At 61.0% G+C, this 16,918-nt stretch carries 13 protein-coding genes; 5 read left to right on the forward strand and 8 right to left on the reverse strand.

All coding sequences use genetic code 11. The annotated features are described in order from the left end of the window. Positions 1 to 6 precede the first annotated feature (6 nt). Together ACUN0E_RS32815 and ACUN0E_RS32820 are read right to left on the reverse strand one after the other, a co-directional pair. The gene (locus ACUN0E_RS32815; protein WP_445569194.1) at positions 7 to 171 is read right to left on the reverse strand and encodes a hypothetical protein; all 165 of its coding nucleotides are present in this window, start codon (positions 169 to 171) and stop codon (positions 7 to 9) included. Next, entirely contained in the window at positions 168 to 1,112 is a 945-nt protein-coding gene (locus tag ACUN0E_RS32820) for a dioxygenase family protein (RefSeq protein WP_445569195.1), read from the reverse strand. Before ACUN0E_RS32820 ends, ACUN0E_RS32815 begins: the two co-directional genes overlap by 4 nt. Positions 1,113 to 1,320: 208 nt before the next feature. On the opposite strand from ACUN0E_RS32820, the gene ACUN0E_RS32825 reads away from it, so the two are divergent. Together ACUN0E_RS32825 and ACUN0E_RS32830 are read left to right on the forward strand one after the other, a co-directional pair. Continuing rightward, on the forward strand, positions 1,321 to 2,226 hold the full coding sequence (locus ACUN0E_RS32825) for a LysR substrate-binding domain-containing protein (protein ID WP_445569196.1): 906 nt from the start codon (positions 1,321 to 1,323) through the stop codon (positions 2,224 to 2,226). Positions 2,227 to 2,669: 443 nt separating this feature from the next. Further along, on the forward strand, positions 2,670 to 3,362 hold the full coding sequence (locus ACUN0E_RS32830) for a hypothetical protein (RefSeq protein ID WP_445569197.1): 693 nt from the start codon (positions 2,670 to 2,672) through the stop codon (positions 3,360 to 3,362). Positions 3,363 to 3,421: 59 nt separating this feature from the next. Here ACUN0E_RS32830 and ACUN0E_RS32835 read toward each other — a convergent pair whose 3' ends face one another. Further along, a complete protein-coding gene (locus tag ACUN0E_RS32835) occupies positions 3,422 to 4,342 on the reverse strand; it encodes a LysR family transcriptional regulator (RefSeq protein ID WP_445570566.1) in 921 nt (306 codons plus the stop codon). Positions 4,343 to 4,590: 248 nt separating this feature from the next. On the opposite strand from ACUN0E_RS32835, the gene ACUN0E_RS32840 reads away from it, so the two are divergent. Then, positions 4,591 to 5,364 (forward strand): SDR family oxidoreductase, encoded by a 774-nt coding sequence (locus tag ACUN0E_RS32840; RefSeq protein WP_445569198.1) that lies wholly within the window; start codon positions 4,591 to 4,593, stop codon positions 5,362 to 5,364. 92 nt (positions 5,365 to 5,456) lie between these two features. On the opposite strand, the gene ACUN0E_RS32845 is transcribed toward ACUN0E_RS32840, so the two are convergent. After that, entirely contained in the window at positions 5,457 to 6,554 is a 1,098-nt protein-coding gene (locus tag ACUN0E_RS32845; protein WP_445569199.1) for a M14 family metallopeptidase, read from the reverse strand. Between the two features lie 151 nt (positions 6,555 to 6,705). Then, on the reverse strand, positions 6,706 to 8,202 hold the full coding sequence (locus ACUN0E_RS32850; RefSeq protein ID WP_445569200.1) for a M81 family metallopeptidase: 1,497 nt from the start codon (positions 8,200 to 8,202) through the stop codon (positions 6,706 to 6,708). A 312-nt stretch (positions 8,203 to 8,514) separates the two neighbouring features. Between ACUN0E_RS32850 and ACUN0E_RS32855 the strand changes: the two genes are divergently transcribed. Both ACUN0E_RS32855 and ACUN0E_RS32860 read left to right on the forward strand, forming a co-directional pair. Then, entirely contained in the window at positions 8,515 to 10,857 is a 2,343-nt protein-coding gene (locus ACUN0E_RS32855; protein WP_445569201.1) for a TonB-dependent receptor, read from the forward strand. A 157-nt stretch (positions 10,858 to 11,014) separates the two neighbouring features. Beyond that, positions 11,015 to 12,325, forward strand: a complete 1,311-nt coding sequence (locus tag ACUN0E_RS32860) for a D-serine ammonia-lyase (protein ID WP_445569202.1) — start codon at positions 11,015 to 11,017, stop codon at positions 12,323 to 12,325. A gap of 138 nt (positions 12,326 to 12,463) precedes the next feature. Here ACUN0E_RS32860 and ACUN0E_RS32865 read toward each other — a convergent pair whose 3' ends face one another. From ACUN0E_RS32865 to ACUN0E_RS32875, 3 genes are all read right to left on the reverse strand, one after another. Next, positions 12,464 to 13,396, reverse strand: a complete 933-nt coding sequence (locus tag ACUN0E_RS32865) for an alpha/beta hydrolase (protein WP_445569203.1) — start codon at positions 13,394 to 13,396, stop codon at positions 12,464 to 12,466. Between the two features lie 145 nt (positions 13,397 to 13,541). Further along, a complete protein-coding gene (locus ACUN0E_RS32870; protein WP_445569204.1) occupies positions 13,542 to 15,230 on the reverse strand; it encodes a serine hydrolase domain-containing protein in 1,689 nt (562 codons plus the stop codon). A gap of 34 nt (positions 15,231 to 15,264) precedes the next feature. Next, positions 15,265 to 16,896 (reverse strand): serine hydrolase domain-containing protein, encoded by a 1,632-nt coding sequence (locus ACUN0E_RS32875; protein WP_445569205.1) that lies wholly within the window; start codon positions 16,894 to 16,896, stop codon positions 15,265 to 15,267. Positions 16,897 to 16,918: the final 22 nt, after the last annotated feature.

The following is a 16,918-nucleotide window of genomic DNA, read 5'->3' on the forward strand; positions in this document are numbered from 1 at the left end:
ATTGGATTAAACAGCGGCGGGAGGCGCCACCACGGCCGCCGTCTGCCCGCCGAGTTCGCCGCTGTCTGCGGAACGCTGTGCAAGCACCGTATTGCCGAGATTGATCGCTGCGCGCAGCACGCTGCCCGGCGCAAGTTGCCCCCGCGCCTGCTGAAGCTGCGCGTCGCTCATGACGCGCGCTCCAGCACGGACCAGACCGGGCGCGGGCCTTCTGCCTTGCCGGTGATCGGCGGCTTCGGCAATCTGGCCTCGCCTGCTTCGATCCTGAAGTGATGCGCGAGCGAATACCATGGCCCCGGAATATCGCCGGACGGTGCGAGTCCGTTGTCGTGCAGGACGTATTGCCCGACCAGCGCCTGGGTTACGCCGAATTGCACGTCGGTGTCGAGATTGGGATCGTCGCTCGAATAGACCTGCGAGAACTGGGTTTTGAAACCCGGTTTGTAGATCATGAAATGGATGTGCGCCGGACGCATATTGTGGCGGCCCTGCGCGCGCAGCAACTCGCCAACGGGTCCCGACAGCGGAATCGGATAACCCGCCGGCTTCACGCTGCGGAAGGCAAGGTGCCCCTGGCTATCCGTAGTGAGCTTGCCGCGCAGATTCATATCAGCCTGCTCGGGGTCCTGGTTTTCGTAGAAACCTTCCGCTGACGTGTGCCACACATCGACTTCGACGCCTTCGACCGGTTTGCCCTCCGCGTCGTGCACCCATGCATCGACGAAGATCGGCACGCCCGGGGTTTCCGAGCGGACGATCGAACCGCCGTTCGGCGTAGCGGGTGAATCCATGCGCCAGAACGGTCCCATCAGATTGGCGGTGGTTTCGGTCTGGCCGTTGTCGCCGTTGTTCAGCAGGCAAACCAGCGACGACAGGCCGACCGAGCCAGCCGCGAGTACGACTTCGTTGTGCGATGCGCTCGACAGTTGTCCGAGCTTTGCGATGAAGCCGCAGGCCTGATGAAATTCAGCTTCGGTGAGTTTGGCGTCGCGTGCGAAGTCATGCAGATGCTGCACTGCCGCCGACATGATCTCGCGGAAGCGCGCGTCAGGCGCACGGTTCAGTTCCGCGAGAACCGCCTGGGTGACGTCCTTCTGATTACCGATGATCATGCCTGTCTCCAATCGTGTGCACGCTTCGCCGCTCTTCAGTCGCTACGAACTTTGCGGACGATGCGCTGCTGTACGTATTGCACCCATGATGCGCGCCAACTGAACATACCGTCCAATACCGATTTTCGAATTCCTGATACCTTATCGGTATGGCTGCAAGCTGGCGCGAATACCGCGCCGATATCGGCGTACGAACTGGGAAGAGACGATGGAACTGAAGCAGATGCGCTATTTCCTGGCCCTCGCGGAGGAACTGAACTTCGGGCGAGCGGCCGAGCGCCTGCACATGGCGCAACCGCCGCTTACCCGGAATATCCGCGCACTCGAAGAAGAACTCGGCACACAGTTATTCATCCGGACGGCCAAAGGCGCGGAACTGACGGAAGCGGGTCGTGCGCTGCTCGACGAAGTGCCGAACATTCTGGCGCTGTCCCGCCGCGCCGAAGAACAGACCCAGCTTGCCGGCCGGGGCTATATGGGGCGGCTCGATGTCGGTATCTTCAGCTCCGGGATCCTGAATGTGATTCCGCGACTGCTTGCCGATTTTCATACCGAGAGGCCCGAGGTAAAAATCGGCTTGCACAATATGTCGAAAACGGAACAGATTGCGGCGCTTCGCGAGCGTCGCATCACGATCGGTTTTAACAGGCTGGTGCCGAACGAAAACGATATTGCCGTCGACTGGGTACAGCGCGAGCCATTTCTCGTTGCGCTCTACGAAGGTCATCCGCTGTGCAAGAAGAAAACCGTGACGCTGCGCGACCTCGACAACGAGCGCATGATTCTTTACCCCAACGCACCGGTGCATGGGCTCGCGCAAGAGGTCACGGCCGCATTTCGCGCGGAAGGGGTCCGCTTGCGTGTCGAACAGGAAGTTGAGGATGTCGTTACGTGTATTGCGTTGGTTGCTAGCCGCTTCGGCGTCTGCGTGACGACGGAGTCGGCGGTCAACCTGCGCTTGCCCGGCGTGGTGTATCGCCCGCTCAAATCATCGCTGTTGCGGGAGATCGAGTTGAGTTGCCTGTATCGGCGTGAAGATAAGTCGCCGATCCTGCAAGCTTTTCTCAAGTTGATACGGTCGTCTCGCTCGAAACATGTCCTCGTGAAGGACTGAACGTAGCAAGTGCGCACCACTGTCGAACGCAGCATCGACACGATGGTGATCTGGCGGCACTCGTTTGCGGTGTCGGCCCGCTTTCATGAAGGGAAGTTCGTAGCGATCGACTGCCTTTGGAAAGATGGAAGCATTCGCAAACAGGATCTGAAACCAGCCAGGCGGCGCGTCGAGAAATTCAACCCGCATAACCCTCTGCCAGAGTCTTCCATTTCGATAATTTGATGGCATGATGCACTCCTACTCAATAAGCCCGTCAGTCTATGCCTCTTATCCCGCCCCAGCGAGTCAAGCATCTCATCCGCGACGCTGCATTTATTCTGCTCCTCGGCAACGCGCCAGTCATCGCCGGCGCGGCAAACCTGACTTCCGCACCCTCGAGAACGCTCCCGGCTGCCGGTACGACGTGGTGCTATAGCATCGGCTCACCCCAAGTTACAACAATGACGCTCAAAGGTCTCTCCTCCGGTATCGCAAGCTATGACGTCGGCGGGCCCAATGCAACCATGCACATAGAGGAACAGATCGACACGTACGCACCGGTCAACGCAACCCGGCACGGACAGCGACAGTTACTGGTGTTCCCGCTCTCCAAAGGTAAGAAGTGGTCTGACGAGTTCAGCGAAGACGCCACGTCGCATGTTGGCCATGATGCCGAGTGGCAATACGCCTACCATGCGATCTCCCAGAGTCATGTCATAGGCACCGAGAAACGGCATGTCGGTGCGGGCACGTTCGATACGTTCGTGATCGAGCGCAATACCGCGTGGACCAAACGCGACCCGCACTCCTCCAGCACGACACTACACGCCCTGCACTGTGACGACGCGGACTGCACAGTCACTGGATACAGCAAGGAAGTATTCTGGTACGCACCGTCGATCGGCCGCGCAGTCCTTCGTGCCTATTCGCAAAGCGGTGATTCCGATTACATCTGGAATCGCTCTCCCGAGGAGATCCTCAGAGACGCAAGCTCGCTCGTCACTGAGCTCGTCGGCTACGGCAGCGATGCGACCTGCAGGAACCCTCATCCGCCGTTGCTCGCACGCGTGCCATCTGCGCCGTGGTACGGGTTTCCGCTGTTCATGAACAACACGTGGGAGTTTCTGATGCAGCGGGACATGGCACGCGAATAGGATTAGCACAGGCTATTCGCTGCTGCGCGAGGAAGGACCGGCGCCCTGATCGGTCGGCTTCATTTTCTTCCACCCGCATCGCAAACAAGTTGCCCTTTCAATAGCGCATCGAGCCAGTCGGCGAACACCTGTACCCTGCGCGACAGATGTTGCCGATGCGGATAGAGCAAGTTCATCGGCATTGGCGCAGCCCGGTATTCAGGCATCACCTCGATCAGTTCGCCCGCACGCAGATGCTGCTGCACGTCATAGGCAGGAATCTGGATCAAGCCGAGTCCTGCAAGGCAGCATGCGATATACGCCTCCGCGCTGTTGACGGTCACGCGGCCTTGCGTTGTCAACGTCCTTACGGTCTCGCCGTCGAGCCATTCCCAGGGCGCGATACGCCCGCTCGATGGCGACGCATACTGAACGATCTGGTGGGTTGTCATATCGCCGGGCGTGCACGGCGTACCATGATGGGACAAATAGAGGGGGCTCGCAACATTGATCAGGGGCAGACTTCCAATGGGGCGCGCGATCATGCCGGAATCGTGAGGCTTACCTACGCGCAGTACGCAGTCGACCCGTTCTTCGACAAGGTCGATCGTGCGATCGGTCAGGCTGAGCGTGATGTCGATTTTCGGATAGGAGACGAGGAATTCCGGCAGTGCGGGTGCGATGATCAGCCGGCCTATACGGCCTGGCACGTCGATGCGCAGCACGCCGCTCGGTCCTACCGATGTCGGCCGGAACAGGTTCTCGGTCTCCTCAACATCGGCGATCAGGCGCAGACAGCGCTCATAGAGCGCGGCGCCGTCCTGGGTCGGCGACACCTGACGCGTTGTCCGATGCAGCAACCGGGCGCCGATCCGTCCTTCGAGTTCCTGGATCGCCGCGGATACCGACGAGCGAGGCAAGGCGAGCGTGTTCGCCGCGCGCGTGAAATTCGCGCACTCGACAACGCGCACGAAGACGCGAAACAGGTCAATACGATCCACGTTCGCTCCCGCCTTCGCTAGCGCGCCGCTCGCCGTCGTATCGAGCTTTCTGCGCGAGATGCCGTCCATCGGTCCGGCACGCGCACGCGCCGCCAGTCTCGCTCTTCGCCACGTCCATGCATGCCTTCCACTGTTCGACTTTTCTGACCAGTGATGTCAGAAATAGTAGATTTAAATGATTTTCCTGGAATATATCATCCGACAGGATGAGAGGCTGCATAGGGCGGCTTCAGCACTGGGGATGAACCATGGCAAACCACAGCATCAAAGGCAAAACTGTCGTCATTGCGGGCGGAGCGAAAAATCTCGGCGGACTGATTGCGCGGGATCTCGCCGCGCAAGGCGCCAAAGCGGTAGCGATCCACTACAACAGCGCGAGCTCGAAGGCCGCAGCGGACGCAACGCTTGCCGCGATCGAGGCGGCGGGCGCCAAGGCGGTTGCTTTCCAGGCCGATCTGACCTCGGCCGGCGCGGTGGAGAAGCTGTTTTCGGATGTCACCGCTGCCGTTGGCCGCCCTGATATCGCAATCAATACGGTGGGCAAGGTACTGAAGAAGCCGTTCGTCGACATCACCGAGGCCGAATACGAGGAAATGACCGCGGTGAATTCCAAGACCGCGTTTTTCTTTCTCAAAGAGGCAGGCAAACACGTAAACGACAATGGCAAGATCGTCACGCTCGTCACGTCGCTGCTCGGCGCGTTCACACCGTTTTACGCAGCCTACGCGGGCACCAAAGCGCCGGTCGAGCACTTCACACGCGCGGCGGCCAAGGAATTCGGCGCACGCGGCATTTCCGTAACGGCCATCGGCCCCGGGCCCATGGACACGCCGTTCTTCTATCCCGCCGAAGGCGCGGACGCGGTGGCCTACCACAAGACCGCCGCCGCACTCTCGCCGTTCTCCACGACTGGTTTGACCGACATCGAGGATGTGGTGCCCTTCATCCGTCATCTGGTCAGCGACGGATGGTGGATTACGGGACAAACCATTCTGATCAACGGCGGTTATACGACCAAGTAAGCGAGCGAATGAAATCCCTCTCTTCTGATAGAGGAGAGGTGTTGGTCCCGCGACGCCGGACTGAAAAAGGAATCACTGGAGCATTCCAGGACTTATGCCTGGTCGCCCTTCCCGGAAAGACCAAAAATCGCCTGCAGTGCGACGACGCGCGCCTGTGCGAACACCATGCCTTTCCATGCGTCGTTATCGCAATAGAAGACGTCTTTCAGGTTCCGGCCGATCTGCTCCGACTGTTCAGCGGAACCGTCCGGATGCCGATGCAGCCAATGGTCGGCGCGTAGCGCATGCAAGACCCGCGACGTCTCATAGGTTCCAAATTCGAGGCCAAGCGTGGTCTTTTCGATTGTCGGGAATCCGTCGTAGACGGTATTCATCAACGGCCCATCGATAACGGCCGAAACTGAACGCGGGTCGACGATCTGTTTGACATCGGCGCCCCACCAGTTACGCGCGCGCCGCAGTTCAGGCATGTCGCCTCTCATGAAGATTTTCTCGCCGTGACCGTGAGCGCCGAGACCGGTATGGATGTCCACCCACGCCAAACGATCGTAGTTGGGCAGATGCGCACCGAGAATCGCATTGACCTCGCGTGTGCTCCAGCATCGCGAACTTCCGCCGTAGAACATGCCGTCAGGCACCTCGTATTGCCCCTTCGTCGCGGTCTCGCGCAACTTGCGCTCGCCATGCTGCCGGATGTAGCTGGCAAGCGCTTCATTATCGGCATCCGTTGGCGGCCACGTCTCGGGCAGGAGCAATGCGTCGAGTTCCCTGTAATCCGGGTTAGCACCGACAGCCGTGGTGAAATCGGTGCAATTGCGATTCAGGTCGACATTGTCTTCGTTCACTCTGCGCAGATGCGCAAACCCATAAGGATTGACAGCGTGAATCAGGAGCAGCGCGACCGCCTTGTCCCGCAGTTCGTCCAGAAAATCGGTGTCGTTCAGCAAGCCGACCTGACATCCCGATCCGCAAAATCCCTCCACGCCGTGCGTTCCAGACGTTAAGACGAGCAGTGACCTCGCGTTGTCGGGCGAGAACAGGGCTGAGTCGATCGAAAGCGCCGCTCCATCGGGCCCGATCTTGTGCGGATGAAATACACGCCCAACGGTCATGCCCAAGGCCTGAGCCGCCTTGATAAATTTTTCTCGCGCTTCGACGTACGTGGCTGAAAAATAATTTTGCACCGCCATTTCCAGACCTCTAATCTTTGTATGAAAGTTGAGCGATGAAGTAATTCTTTTGCTCGCTGGGGGATATTGCCGGGTCGTTCTCGCTCGTTCCGCCCGCCCGTAAGCGGACTCGAGAAAGACTCGAACCAGCTGCGCGCATCCCCCTGGTCCATCAGTGGCCAGTCTGCGTGTCCGCAAATGGATCGTCTGTAGCAGGCCACAATGATCTGCCCGCCTTTGCATAAAGCCGGGTGGCAAAGTCTCGTTCGAGCGCGCCCGGCGCATCGACGTGAATAATGTCTTTGGCGAGCGGGGCAAAGGCCGCGTGGAAGTGATTGAGGGACTTCACGACAATGATCTTGAACTGACTCGGATCGAGTCCCAACGCGACCATGAATTCAGGGTGGAAGACCTGCGTTCGATGTGTGTTCAGAATCAGATTGACGTTGCCGATGCTGACCCATGCCGCGTCGCCGATGCTGATGGGGACGAGGCCGAATCTCTGCGTGATGCCGGACGCGATCCGGCGCACGGTAACGTCCAGATCCAGTGGCTGGCCCGAAGCGGCACCGACTTTCCCCCCAATACGAAGTTTCAGTCTCGCGCCTTCGCCGGCCTCCTGGCAGAAACGGACGGCAACCGGATCCCAGTACAGGGCGCTAATGACATTGTCGATGCCCCGCTCCAGGATTCTCCGCAGAATAAAAGTCGAGTCGCCTGGTGCGCCGCCGCCTGCGTTATCGGACACATCGGCAAGAACAATCGGCCCCTCGGCAGCGGCGCATGCGCGATCCAACGCTTCGTCTATCGATTTGAAAACCGGCGTCAGGGCTGCGCGTTTGCTCCAGAGTTCATCGCCCAGTGCCGCGGCCAGGGCAGCGGCCTTGTCATGGTCACCGTCGGCGATCACGAGCATCTTGGCGCCGACGTCCGCGACGTCTCCCCATGGGAAGCCATGGACGAAAGACACGGAGAGAATGCCGTCGGCGCCTTCCATCGCTTTCATTCTTTCGACGAACTCGCGCAGCGGCTGATCCTGGGTCCTGAAGATGCCTAGCATCCGGCAATCGAACATCGCCATGCGAGGCCTGACTTTACCGGCTACCGTATCGGCGACAAGTTCGAAGAGTTGAGCCGCGCAAATTTCGATATCGACGTGCGGATACTCCTTGTACGTCACGATTGCCGTCGCCTTGTCGAGCATCAGCGGGGTGAGGTGGGCATGCAGATCCAGCTCCACCCCAATCGGCAGGTCCGGCCCGACAATAGTCCGGATATGGCTGAGCAGATCGCCTTCAACGTCGTCATAACCGTCGGCCACCATCGCGCCGTGCAGCGCAAGGATAACGAAGTCGACTGTGCCGGCCGCCTTCAGATCGGCAACGATCCTTTCCCGAAATGCTTCATACACGGCGCGGCTGGTAATGCCGCCCGGTTCCGCCACCGCGCAGAGACTTTCGACCGCCGTCCAGCCGCGCGCATCGGCCATCTCCTTCCAGGTTGCAAGCTGGGCTGAGCAGCAGTTCAGTTGACGCTGCGTGGCGTCGCCATAGGCGAGCAATAACTGCTCGAAGCTTTGCCGCCCGGTGGGGATGGGCGAAAAAGTATTGGTTTCGGTGTCGAGCCCGGCCATGAAAAATTTCATTTTGTCTCTTTCGATGATTGTCATCAGGCCGGGGTGCCCTGCCATTGCCGCCCATTGTACAGAACGATAAAAATATTTCCATTTAGGAAAATTCCCCTACCTCAAACCATGTGAAGAGCCCGCGGCGTGTGGCAAAACTCACCGATCGCGACCGGGATGATGCGTTTTCCCAGGTTGTCCAGGATGGCTTAAATCCCCATTTTTGAAAATCTTTTTCTTTTTAGGATAATTTTTGCTACCTTGTGCACGTGGCCCAGTACAAGGAGCTGCATAAATCCGGCCGGGTCACTCCAGCCAGTTGAATCGAGACCATGGAATTCAAGGAGGAGACCCATCGTGGGTACAAAAACCAAGCAGAACAGGCCCCCGCAGAAAAAACGTAACAACGGTCGCGCTGTCGTGCGGCCCGTGGGCGGGCGCTATGCGTCGATGCTCGTCGGGCCCGCTGTCGGACTGACGGTACTGTGTGCGCATGCGCAAACGGTTCCCGCCAATCCCACGCCGGCTTCCGCACCCGTCGCAGCGAGCGCCACGAAAGCAACGGCGCCGGCCACACCTAAAGCGCCCGCCAAGGCCGCTGCGACTGGCGACGTCACGACCCTGAACACGGTCGAAATTACGGCGAACCGGCGCCGGGAGCCGGCGCGTGAAGTGCCGATGCAAGTGAATGCGCTGAGTGCGCAAGAACTTCAGCGCAAGGGCGACGCGTCAATGCGCGATTACCTGACGAAGGAGCCGGGCGTATCCCTATCCTCGGTGGGCGCGGGCAATGCCCAGATCACCATGCGCGGGATCACGACCGGCACGGACATCTCGCCTACAGTCGGTGTCTACGTCGACGAAGTGCCGTTTGGCTCCAGCACGATCTATGGGTCCGGCTCACAACTTTCACTGGACATGGGGCTGCTCGACCTCAACCACATCGAGTTGCTGCGAGGTCCGCAAGGCACGCTGTACGGTGCGGGCGCAATGGGCGGGTTGCTGAAATATGTGACAAACGAGCCGGACACCGAAGGCGGCATCACCGGTCATGCAGGCATCATGTTCTCGGGCACCGACCACGGCGGCCTCAACCATACCGAGAGCGCGGTGGTGAATGTGCCCATCAAGCAGGACGTCGCCGCCCTGCGAGTCAGCGCATTCAACCAGCAGGACGGCGGTTACGTGAACCGTGTCGGCAGCGATCCGGAAAAAGGCGTGGACGGCGCCAGCACCCGCGGCGGCCGGGCATCCCTGACCGTCACGCCAACCAACGCACTGACAGTGCGCCTGACCGCGACCACGCAGCAGATCAAGCGCGATGGCACGGCGTCCGTCGACTACAACTTCTACACGCGGCAACCGGTCTACGGCGACCTTACCCAGAACCGGCTGGTCGATGAACCGTTCGACCAGATCATCGAGCTTTATTCCGCGAACATTGAGTACGATTTCGGGTGGGCACGCCTGAACGCTATTTCGGCCTATCAGACCATACGCTCCAGCCAGACCAGCGACGATTCGTCTGTCTATCCTGGCATCCTGAACGCCCAGTTCGGTGCGCCACTGTTTCGTACGGCTGCCGCGAATCTGGCTATCTCAACGGATAAGTTCACTCAGGAATTGCGCCTCACGTCCCCGGCCAATCGCAAGCTCGAGTGGATCGCAGGGCTTTTTTACACAAGCGAACGCACCAGCCAGAATCAGTCTCTCACCGCCACTGGGCCCACGACATCGCTCAATCTGCTCACGAATCAATTTCCGTCGACCTACAAGGAATATGCAGCCTACGGCGATCTGACCTATCACTTCACCAGCCGATTGTCCGCAACCGCCGGTTTGCGGATTGCCCACAACGATCAGACATTCAGCGCCATCGCGTCGGGCCCGCTTGCCGGTTCGGGGAATCAGCCCGGTCAGTCAGCTGACACGAGCAAGACGTATCTCTTCACGCTCGGCTATCTGGTCACGCAGAACAGCAGCCTGTACGGGCGGATTGCAAGCGGCTACCGCCCGGGTGGTCCGCAGCCGAGCTATCACGATCCCGTCACTGGGCAAATGTCGCCGGGAACGTTCAACCCCGACACGCTGACCAGTTATGAAGTGGGCTACAAGGCCGATTTCCTGGATAAGCGCGCGTCGTTATCCGTTTCCGCATTCGATATCGAATGGAAGAACATCCAGCTCAATACGATCATCAACACCCTCGGTGTGGTAGCCAATGGCGGCAAGGCCCGTTCGAGGGGACTGGAATTCTTCGGCACGCTGAATCCGACTCCGCAGTGGCATCTGGGCGCGGGCCTCACCTATCTCGACTCCCGGCTCACCCAGGATGTGCCGGGCATTGGGGCAGTCTCGGGCGACCGCCTGCCAAATACGCCGGATTTCTCGGCCACGCTCAATCTCGACTATCTCTTCAACGTCGCCTCGTATCGCGCCTACGTGGGCGCGACCGAGGCCTATATCGGGCCACGCAACTCGAACTTCCCCGGAAGCAAGACCGCGCCGAACTTCAACATGCCGGGCTATTTCACGACGGACCTGCGTGCCGGTATTGATCTGCGCAAAGCAAACGTCTCGTTCTTTGTTCATAACCTGTTCAACAGACGCGGCATGCAAGCAGGGGAGCTCCTTCGTTCCGCTCGGAGGCCCCGCCTCGGTTATCTTTATCCAGCCTCTGACAATCGGCATGCAGGTTGACGTGCCGTTCTAAAACGGATCATGGGCGCGGAGATTGCCGGCGTCTCCGCGGTGGCGCGGCCCGCATTGTCGGGTCGCGCCACCATACCGAACGGCGGTGCGCTCCGCCGCCAGCCACACGAGTTGCCCATTCGAGCCGGCGTCACTGAGATAGTCCATGCTTGAATCCAACGATTTGTTATCCGAACTAAGATCGCGGAAACCGCTGCTGTGGCTCAACCCGAACGTCGGTCGCCCTTTGCCGGCCAACGCGCCCACGGCGGACCAGATCACAGAAGCCGGGAACCGGCTGGCGCGCTGCGAGCCGTTGATGGCGCAGCTGTTTCCCGAACTCCGCGCGACCGCGGGGAAGGTGGAGTCTCCGCTGGTGCGCGCCGACCCTCTGCAAGCCGCACTGACAGATCCGGGCAAGCCTCAGGGCGCGTGGTTCATCAAGCGCGACGATGCGCTGCCCGTGGCAGGTTCCATCAAGGCTCGCGGCGGTTTTCACGAGGTGCTGGCACTGGCCGAGTCGATCGCCATCGAACGCGGCCTCGCGGATGCGACCAGTGATCGTCGGCTCCTCGCCTCACCGCCAGCACGCGCGCTGTTTGCGCAGCACACGGTCACGGTCGGCAGCACCGGCAATCTCGGTTTGAGTATCGGCGTGATGGCGGCGGCGCTGGGGTTCGAGGCCGTCGTGCACATGTCCACCGACGCGAAACTGTGGAAGAAGGAGCGTCTGAGGCAGCGTGGCGTTCGGGTCGTCGAGCACGAGGGCGACTATGCCCAGGCCGTTGCCGGCGGACGCGCGCAGGCGCTGGAAATGCCTCGCTGTCATTTCGTCGACGACGAAGGTTCGTTGATGCTGTTTCTCGGCTACGCAGCCGCGGGCCGCCATCTGGCCAGGCAGCTTGCCGAGGCGGGCCGCATCGTCGACGCAGAGCATCCGCTCTTCGTGTACATCCCGTGTGGCGTCGGCGGTGCGCCGGGCGGCATCACCTACGGTCTGACGGCCTTGTTCGGCCCGCATGTGCATTGCTTCTTCGCGGAGCCCGTGGCTTCACCGTGCATGCTGGTTCAACTGGCGGCCGGTTGCGATGAGCCCGTGTCCGTGTATGACATCGGCCTCGACAATCGCACGGATGCCGATGGACTCGCGGTCGGGCAGGCGTCGTATCTTGTCAGCCCGCTCATGGCCGCGCAGCTCGCCGGCGTATTCACAGTGAGCGACGATGAGCTCTACACGCAGTTGCACGTGGTCAAACGGACCATGGAGATCGAGCTTGAACCGTCGGCCGTGGCGGGCCTCGGTGGTCCGGCATGGCTGAGCGAGTCGGCCGCCGGTCGTGACTACTTGCGTGCCCGCAATCTCGACCTGAGCGCCGCGACGCACGTGATCTGGACGACGGGTGGATCATTGGTGCCACCCGAGGAACATCGGCGCTTCCAGGCTCGCGCGAAGGCGCCGGGCGCGACTCACGGCTAAGAAGTCGGGCCACGTTCGCGGCGGCCCCCTTCTTCAGGTCTTCAGGCAATGCCCCGTGACGCGTTCGGTACGACACGGATGCAGTTCAGCCACGCGTTCCCGTGCTCCGACGCCCCACTGGGCGACTGCCTCTTCCGCTCAATTAAAAGCGAAGTCGATCGCGCGACCGAGCGCCGGCCACGGTGCAAGCCCGTGCCCCTGTTTGGGGAAGACCGCGTAATCCTCAACCTGATAACCGTTCGATCCGCGCAAGGCTTGCAATCTTGCGGTGAGTTCACGCGCGTTCTCGACCATCCGGTTGCTGCGAACGCGAGCGTCGAGTTCCGCCTGAGCCATAGCGAGCGCGGCCGGGACAGCGGTCGGCGTCTCCTCCTCGCTACCCATGGTCACGAGCACCCGTGGACTGACCGTGCCGGCGCTCACCGCGGCCGAGAATTTTTCCTCATTCGCCAGCACCGCTTTCTCGCTCCACCAGATCGACGGACTTGCCGCGATAAAGGTTCGAAAAGCGTTCGGTTCGACGAATAACGCGTGGAGAACAGCCAGACCGCCCAGCGAATGTCCGAAGATCGCCTGGTTCGAGCGGTCGATGGGGACCAGCTCCGCGACGCGCGGCTTGACCTCCGTTTCGATCGTCGCAAGAAAGTCGTCGAGACCGCCAACCCGTTCCGGTGTCAGATTGAAGCCCGGTATCTGCTGCGTAGCAAGGACTTCGACACTGACCGGCAAGCTGAGGTCGTACATTCGCTTCAACCCGAAGGCATAGGACATCGACGTCAGTTCATTCAATCCCGGCAACGCCCCAAGCGGTTCAATGGCTTTGTTGATAAAAGCAGGATCGCTGGGATAGCCGATACCCACGACAACCACATCATGCACGTTGGCGCGAACCGCTTCCATGGCGCTCGCGAAATAGGCATGTGCATCGAGCACATAGAGCACCCGGTAGCCGCATTCAGGCGCGGGTAGCAACGGCAACGCCACGCTGATCGAGTATTGATGGCCGTTAACCCCGGAAACAAAATCGATTTTCCGGGTGTTGGGGATCGAAACAGGCTGAGCTTGCGTCATACGCTTCATCTACCTCAATGATTGGTTAGGGTCTGCACAACGCAGACTCCATCGTGCTGCGAAACAAAAGTGACGGACGCGGGTCCCGTCACCGGCATTCATGATTTCGTGTGTGTTCCTGGCGTGCGCCGATACCGGCCCGAGCTCAGCCTCTCTGTTTCCGCTCGAACGAGAGATTCCTGGTGCGCGGCAAGTTGATCTGGAATCCTGTCATTCGCCCGCCTTGCTTCGAAAAACTGAACGCGGCGCACCAACCCATCATGGAGGGCGCGAGACATGCAAGCGTCTCGCCCAGACAAATCAGCTCGCTCTCGGCTTGCCCATACGCATCGCCGCAGCGAAGCACGATGCGTTCACCATCGCGGACGATCACGGCCGTGCAGTCGGCATCGGCGCTGTAGTACTGGCCCGTGACCGCTTCGACGAAAGCTTCAGCGTCGGCGGCGTCCCTCGCAACCTTTCGATAGACCGCGGAGTGTCCGCCGAACCGGATCGTCAACTCGCGGCTGCTGGCCGCATCGTTCAGCCCGAGCTCGACCTCACCCATGCCTACGGCTGGCAGGATGACCCGTCCGTCAGGGGCTTTTCTCAACGGCACCCCTTGCGGTGCTCCGCACATCGACAGCTTCAGTACGCCCTCCTCTTCGACCAGCCCATAGATCATGCCGGTGTCCGTTGACCACCAGTCGCCGAGCAGGTCCTTGTAGTCGGCCGCCGCGATCGTTGGCGCGCGGTCTCCCAGATGGTCGGCGAGGATGAGATCAAGTGCCTGCTCGGCCAGCTTCACCGGGCTGCACGCCGGCGCGCCATTGGCCATGATCACGATGTCGAGCCCATGGTCGGGCGCCGTAAGCATCTGGCTCGACCCGCCGATCACGCCACCGGAGTGATGCGCGACACGCACCCCCCGATAGGACTCGACCACCAGACCCATCGCATAACTTCCGACGGCTCCGTCTGGAAAAGGCACAAGCCCGGTCAGCGCCGTCCAGGTTGCGGGCGAGCCGAAGCGGTCCTGCGTACGAAGATGTTCGGTCCAGCGCAGCATGTCGTCGATCGTCGAGACGATGGCGCCTTCGCCACGGTTCTCCTCCGAAGGAAACAGGCCGCGCCGCCAGCCGCCGCCCGGCGCCGGCATATGCATCGTCGCAATGCCCGGCGTGATGCTGTAATCGCTAGGGATCGCCTCGGTATCGAGCATGCCCAATGGATGGAACAGCCGCTGCTTTAGCTGGGCTTCGAACGACGCACCGCCTACCCGCTCGATCGCAATCGAAACCAGGTGATAGCCACCGTTGTTGTAAAGCATCGTGTCGCCGGGCGCGAAGTTACGCCCCGTCTGGCGAACCTGCGTGGCGAGACCCGTCCCTACCGGCGGCACCGCCAGTCCACGGCTCAGGATGCCGATGTCCACAAAGCAGCGCGAGCCGCCTCGGTGCAGAAGGAGTTGCCTGAGCGACGGGTCGCCGCCCGGACCGGCGAGTTCGGGAATGACGCTTCGGATCGGCGCGTCGAGATCGAGCTTGCCTTCCTCGACAAGCAGCAAGGCCAGGAGAGCGGTGAAGTGCTTGCTGATCGAGGCGATCCGCATGCGCGTGCCCGGCGTGTTGGCCACTGCGTGCTCCAGGCTGGCGAGCCCAAGGCCGCGCCGATACAGCAGCTTGCCGTGCTGCGCAATGCCCACCACGAGGCCCGGCGCATCACTGCGATTGAAAGGGGCAAAAAGACCGTCAAGGGCACTGCTGACATCCACCTTCAACTCCGGACCCACCATAGCGCTTCTCCACAGATTTGCCGCCATAGCGGCGCGATAACCATTTGCCAAAATGGACATTCAATGCACTCGAATGTCCGCCCCGAACTGGGACTCAGCTTGCCTGTTTCCGTTCGAACGAGAGATTCCGCGTTCGCCCTGAATTGATCTGGAATCCGCTCACTTGCCCGCCTTGCTTCGAAAAACTCAACGCACAGGACCACCCCGCCAGAGAGGGCGCAGTGCATGCAAGCGTCTCGCCCAGACAAACCAGATCGCTCTCGGTTTGCCCGTAAGCATCGCCACAGCGAAGCACGATGCGCTCACCGTCCCGGGCGATCACGGCCGTGCAGTCGGCATCGGCGCTGTAGTACCGGCCAACGACCGCTTCGGCGAAGGCTTCAGCGCTCGCGATGTCTCTCACGACCTTTCGATAGATTGCGGATTGCCCGCCGAACCTGACGGTCATCCCATCGCCGCGCGCGGCTTCCTCCAGCCCGATTTCGACATCGCCCATGCCCGCACCGACGCCCCGCGCAACCGCCCGGCCGTTAAGTCCTTTCTCCAACGGCAACCCCTTCGGACTACTGCACAGCGACAGCTTCAGCACGCCCTCCTCATCGACCAGGCCGTAGATCATGCCGGTGTCCGTTGACCACCAGTCGCCGAGCAGGTCCTTGTAGTCAGCCGCCGCGACCGTAGGCGTGCGCTCACCCAGATGGTCGGCGAGGATGAGATCGAGCGCCTGCTCGGCCAGCTTCACCGGATAGCACGCGGGTGCGCCATTGGCCATGATCACGATGTCGAGCCCGTGGTCGGGTGCCGTGAGCATCTGGCTCGACCCGCCGACCACACCGCCGGAGTGATGCACGATTCGCACCCCCCGATAGGACTGGACCATCAAACCCAGTGCATAACTTCCGGCGGTTCCGTCAGGAAAAGGGGCTAGCCCGGTCAGCGCAGTCCAGGTCGCGGGCGAGCCGAACCGGTCTCGCGTCCGAAGATGTTCGGTCCAGCGCAGCATGTCGTCGACCGTCGAAACGATGGCGCCCTCGCCACGGTTTTCCTCCGAGGGGAACAGACCACGCCGCCAGCCACCGCCCGGCGCCGGCGTGTGCATCGTCGCAATGCCCGGCGTGATGCTGTAATCGCTTGGGATCGACTCGGTATCGAGCATCCCCAAAGGATGGAACAGGCGCTCCTTTAGCTGGGTTTCGAACGACGCACCGCCCACCCGCTCGATCGCAATCGAAACCAGGTGATAGCCGCCGTTGTTGTAAATTATCATGTCGCCGGGCGCGAAGTTGCGACCCGTCTGGCGAACCTGCGTGGCCAGCGCGGTACCCAGCGGTGCAATCGCCAATCCGCGGCACAGGAAGCCGATGTCGAGATAGCAGCGGGAGCCGCCACGATGCATCAGGAGTTGCCGAACCGTGGGGTCGCCGCCTGGGCCGGTAAGTTCAGGAATGTAGCTTCGGATCGGTGTGTCGAGACTGAGTTTGCCCTCCTCGACCAGCAGCAGAGTCAGCAGAGCGGCGAAGTGCTTGCTGATCGAGCCGATCCGCAGGCGCGTGCCCGGCGTATTGGCCACTGCATGCTCCAGGCTGGCGAGCCCAAAGCCGCGCCGGTACAGCAGCTTGCCGTGCTGCGCAATGCCCACCACCAGGCCCGGTGCATCACTGCGATTGAAAGGGGCAAAAAGACCGTCAAGGGCACTGACATTCACATTCAACTCTTGAACCACCATGACGCCTCTCCACAAGACATAG

Source organism: Paraburkholderia sp. D1E (genome assembly GCF_052682275.1).

What these genes read in the sequence shown, in the direction of transcription:
- ACUN0E_RS32815 (WP_445569194.1), bottom strand. Translation starts at nt 171, where the DNA reads ATGAGCGACGCGCAGCTTCAGCAGGCGCGGGGGCAACTTGCGCCGGGC.
- ACUN0E_RS32820 (WP_445569195.1), bottom strand. Translation starts at nt 1,112, where the DNA reads ATGATCATCGGTAATCAGAAGGACGTCACCCAGGCGGTTCTCGCGGAA.
- ACUN0E_RS32825 (WP_445569196.1), top strand. Translation starts at nt 1,321, where the DNA reads ATGGAACTGAAGCAGATGCGCTATTTCCTGGCCCTCGCGGAGGAACTG.
- ACUN0E_RS32830 (WP_445569197.1), top strand. Translation starts at nt 2,670, where the DNA reads ATGACGCTCAAAGGTCTCTCCTCCGGTATCGCAAGCTATGACGTCGGC.
- ACUN0E_RS32840 (WP_445569198.1), top strand. Translation starts at nt 4,591, where the DNA reads ATGGCAAACCACAGCATCAAAGGCAAAACTGTCGTCATTGCGGGCGGA.
- ACUN0E_RS32845 (WP_445569199.1), bottom strand. Translation starts at nt 6,554, where the DNA reads ATGGCGGTGCAAAATTATTTTTCAGCCACGTACGTCGAAGCGCGAGAA.
- ACUN0E_RS32850 (WP_445569200.1), bottom strand. Translation starts at nt 8,202, where the DNA reads ATGACAATCATCGAAAGAGACAAAATGAAATTTTTCATGGCCGGGCTC.
- ACUN0E_RS32860 (WP_445569202.1), top strand. Translation starts at nt 11,015, where the DNA reads ATGCTTGAATCCAACGATTTGTTATCCGAACTAAGATCGCGGAAACCG.
- ACUN0E_RS32865 (WP_445569203.1), bottom strand. Translation starts at nt 13,396, where the DNA reads ATGACGCAAGCTCAGCCTGTTTCGATCCCCAACACCCGGAAAATCGAT.
- ACUN0E_RS32870 (WP_445569204.1), bottom strand. Translation starts at nt 15,230, where the DNA reads ATGTCCATTTTGGCAAATGGTTATCGCGCCGCTATGGCGGCAAATCTG.
- ACUN0E_RS32875 (WP_445569205.1), bottom strand. Translation starts at nt 16,896, where the DNA reads ATGGTGGTTCAAGAGTTGAATGTGAATGTCAGTGCCCTTGACGGTCTT.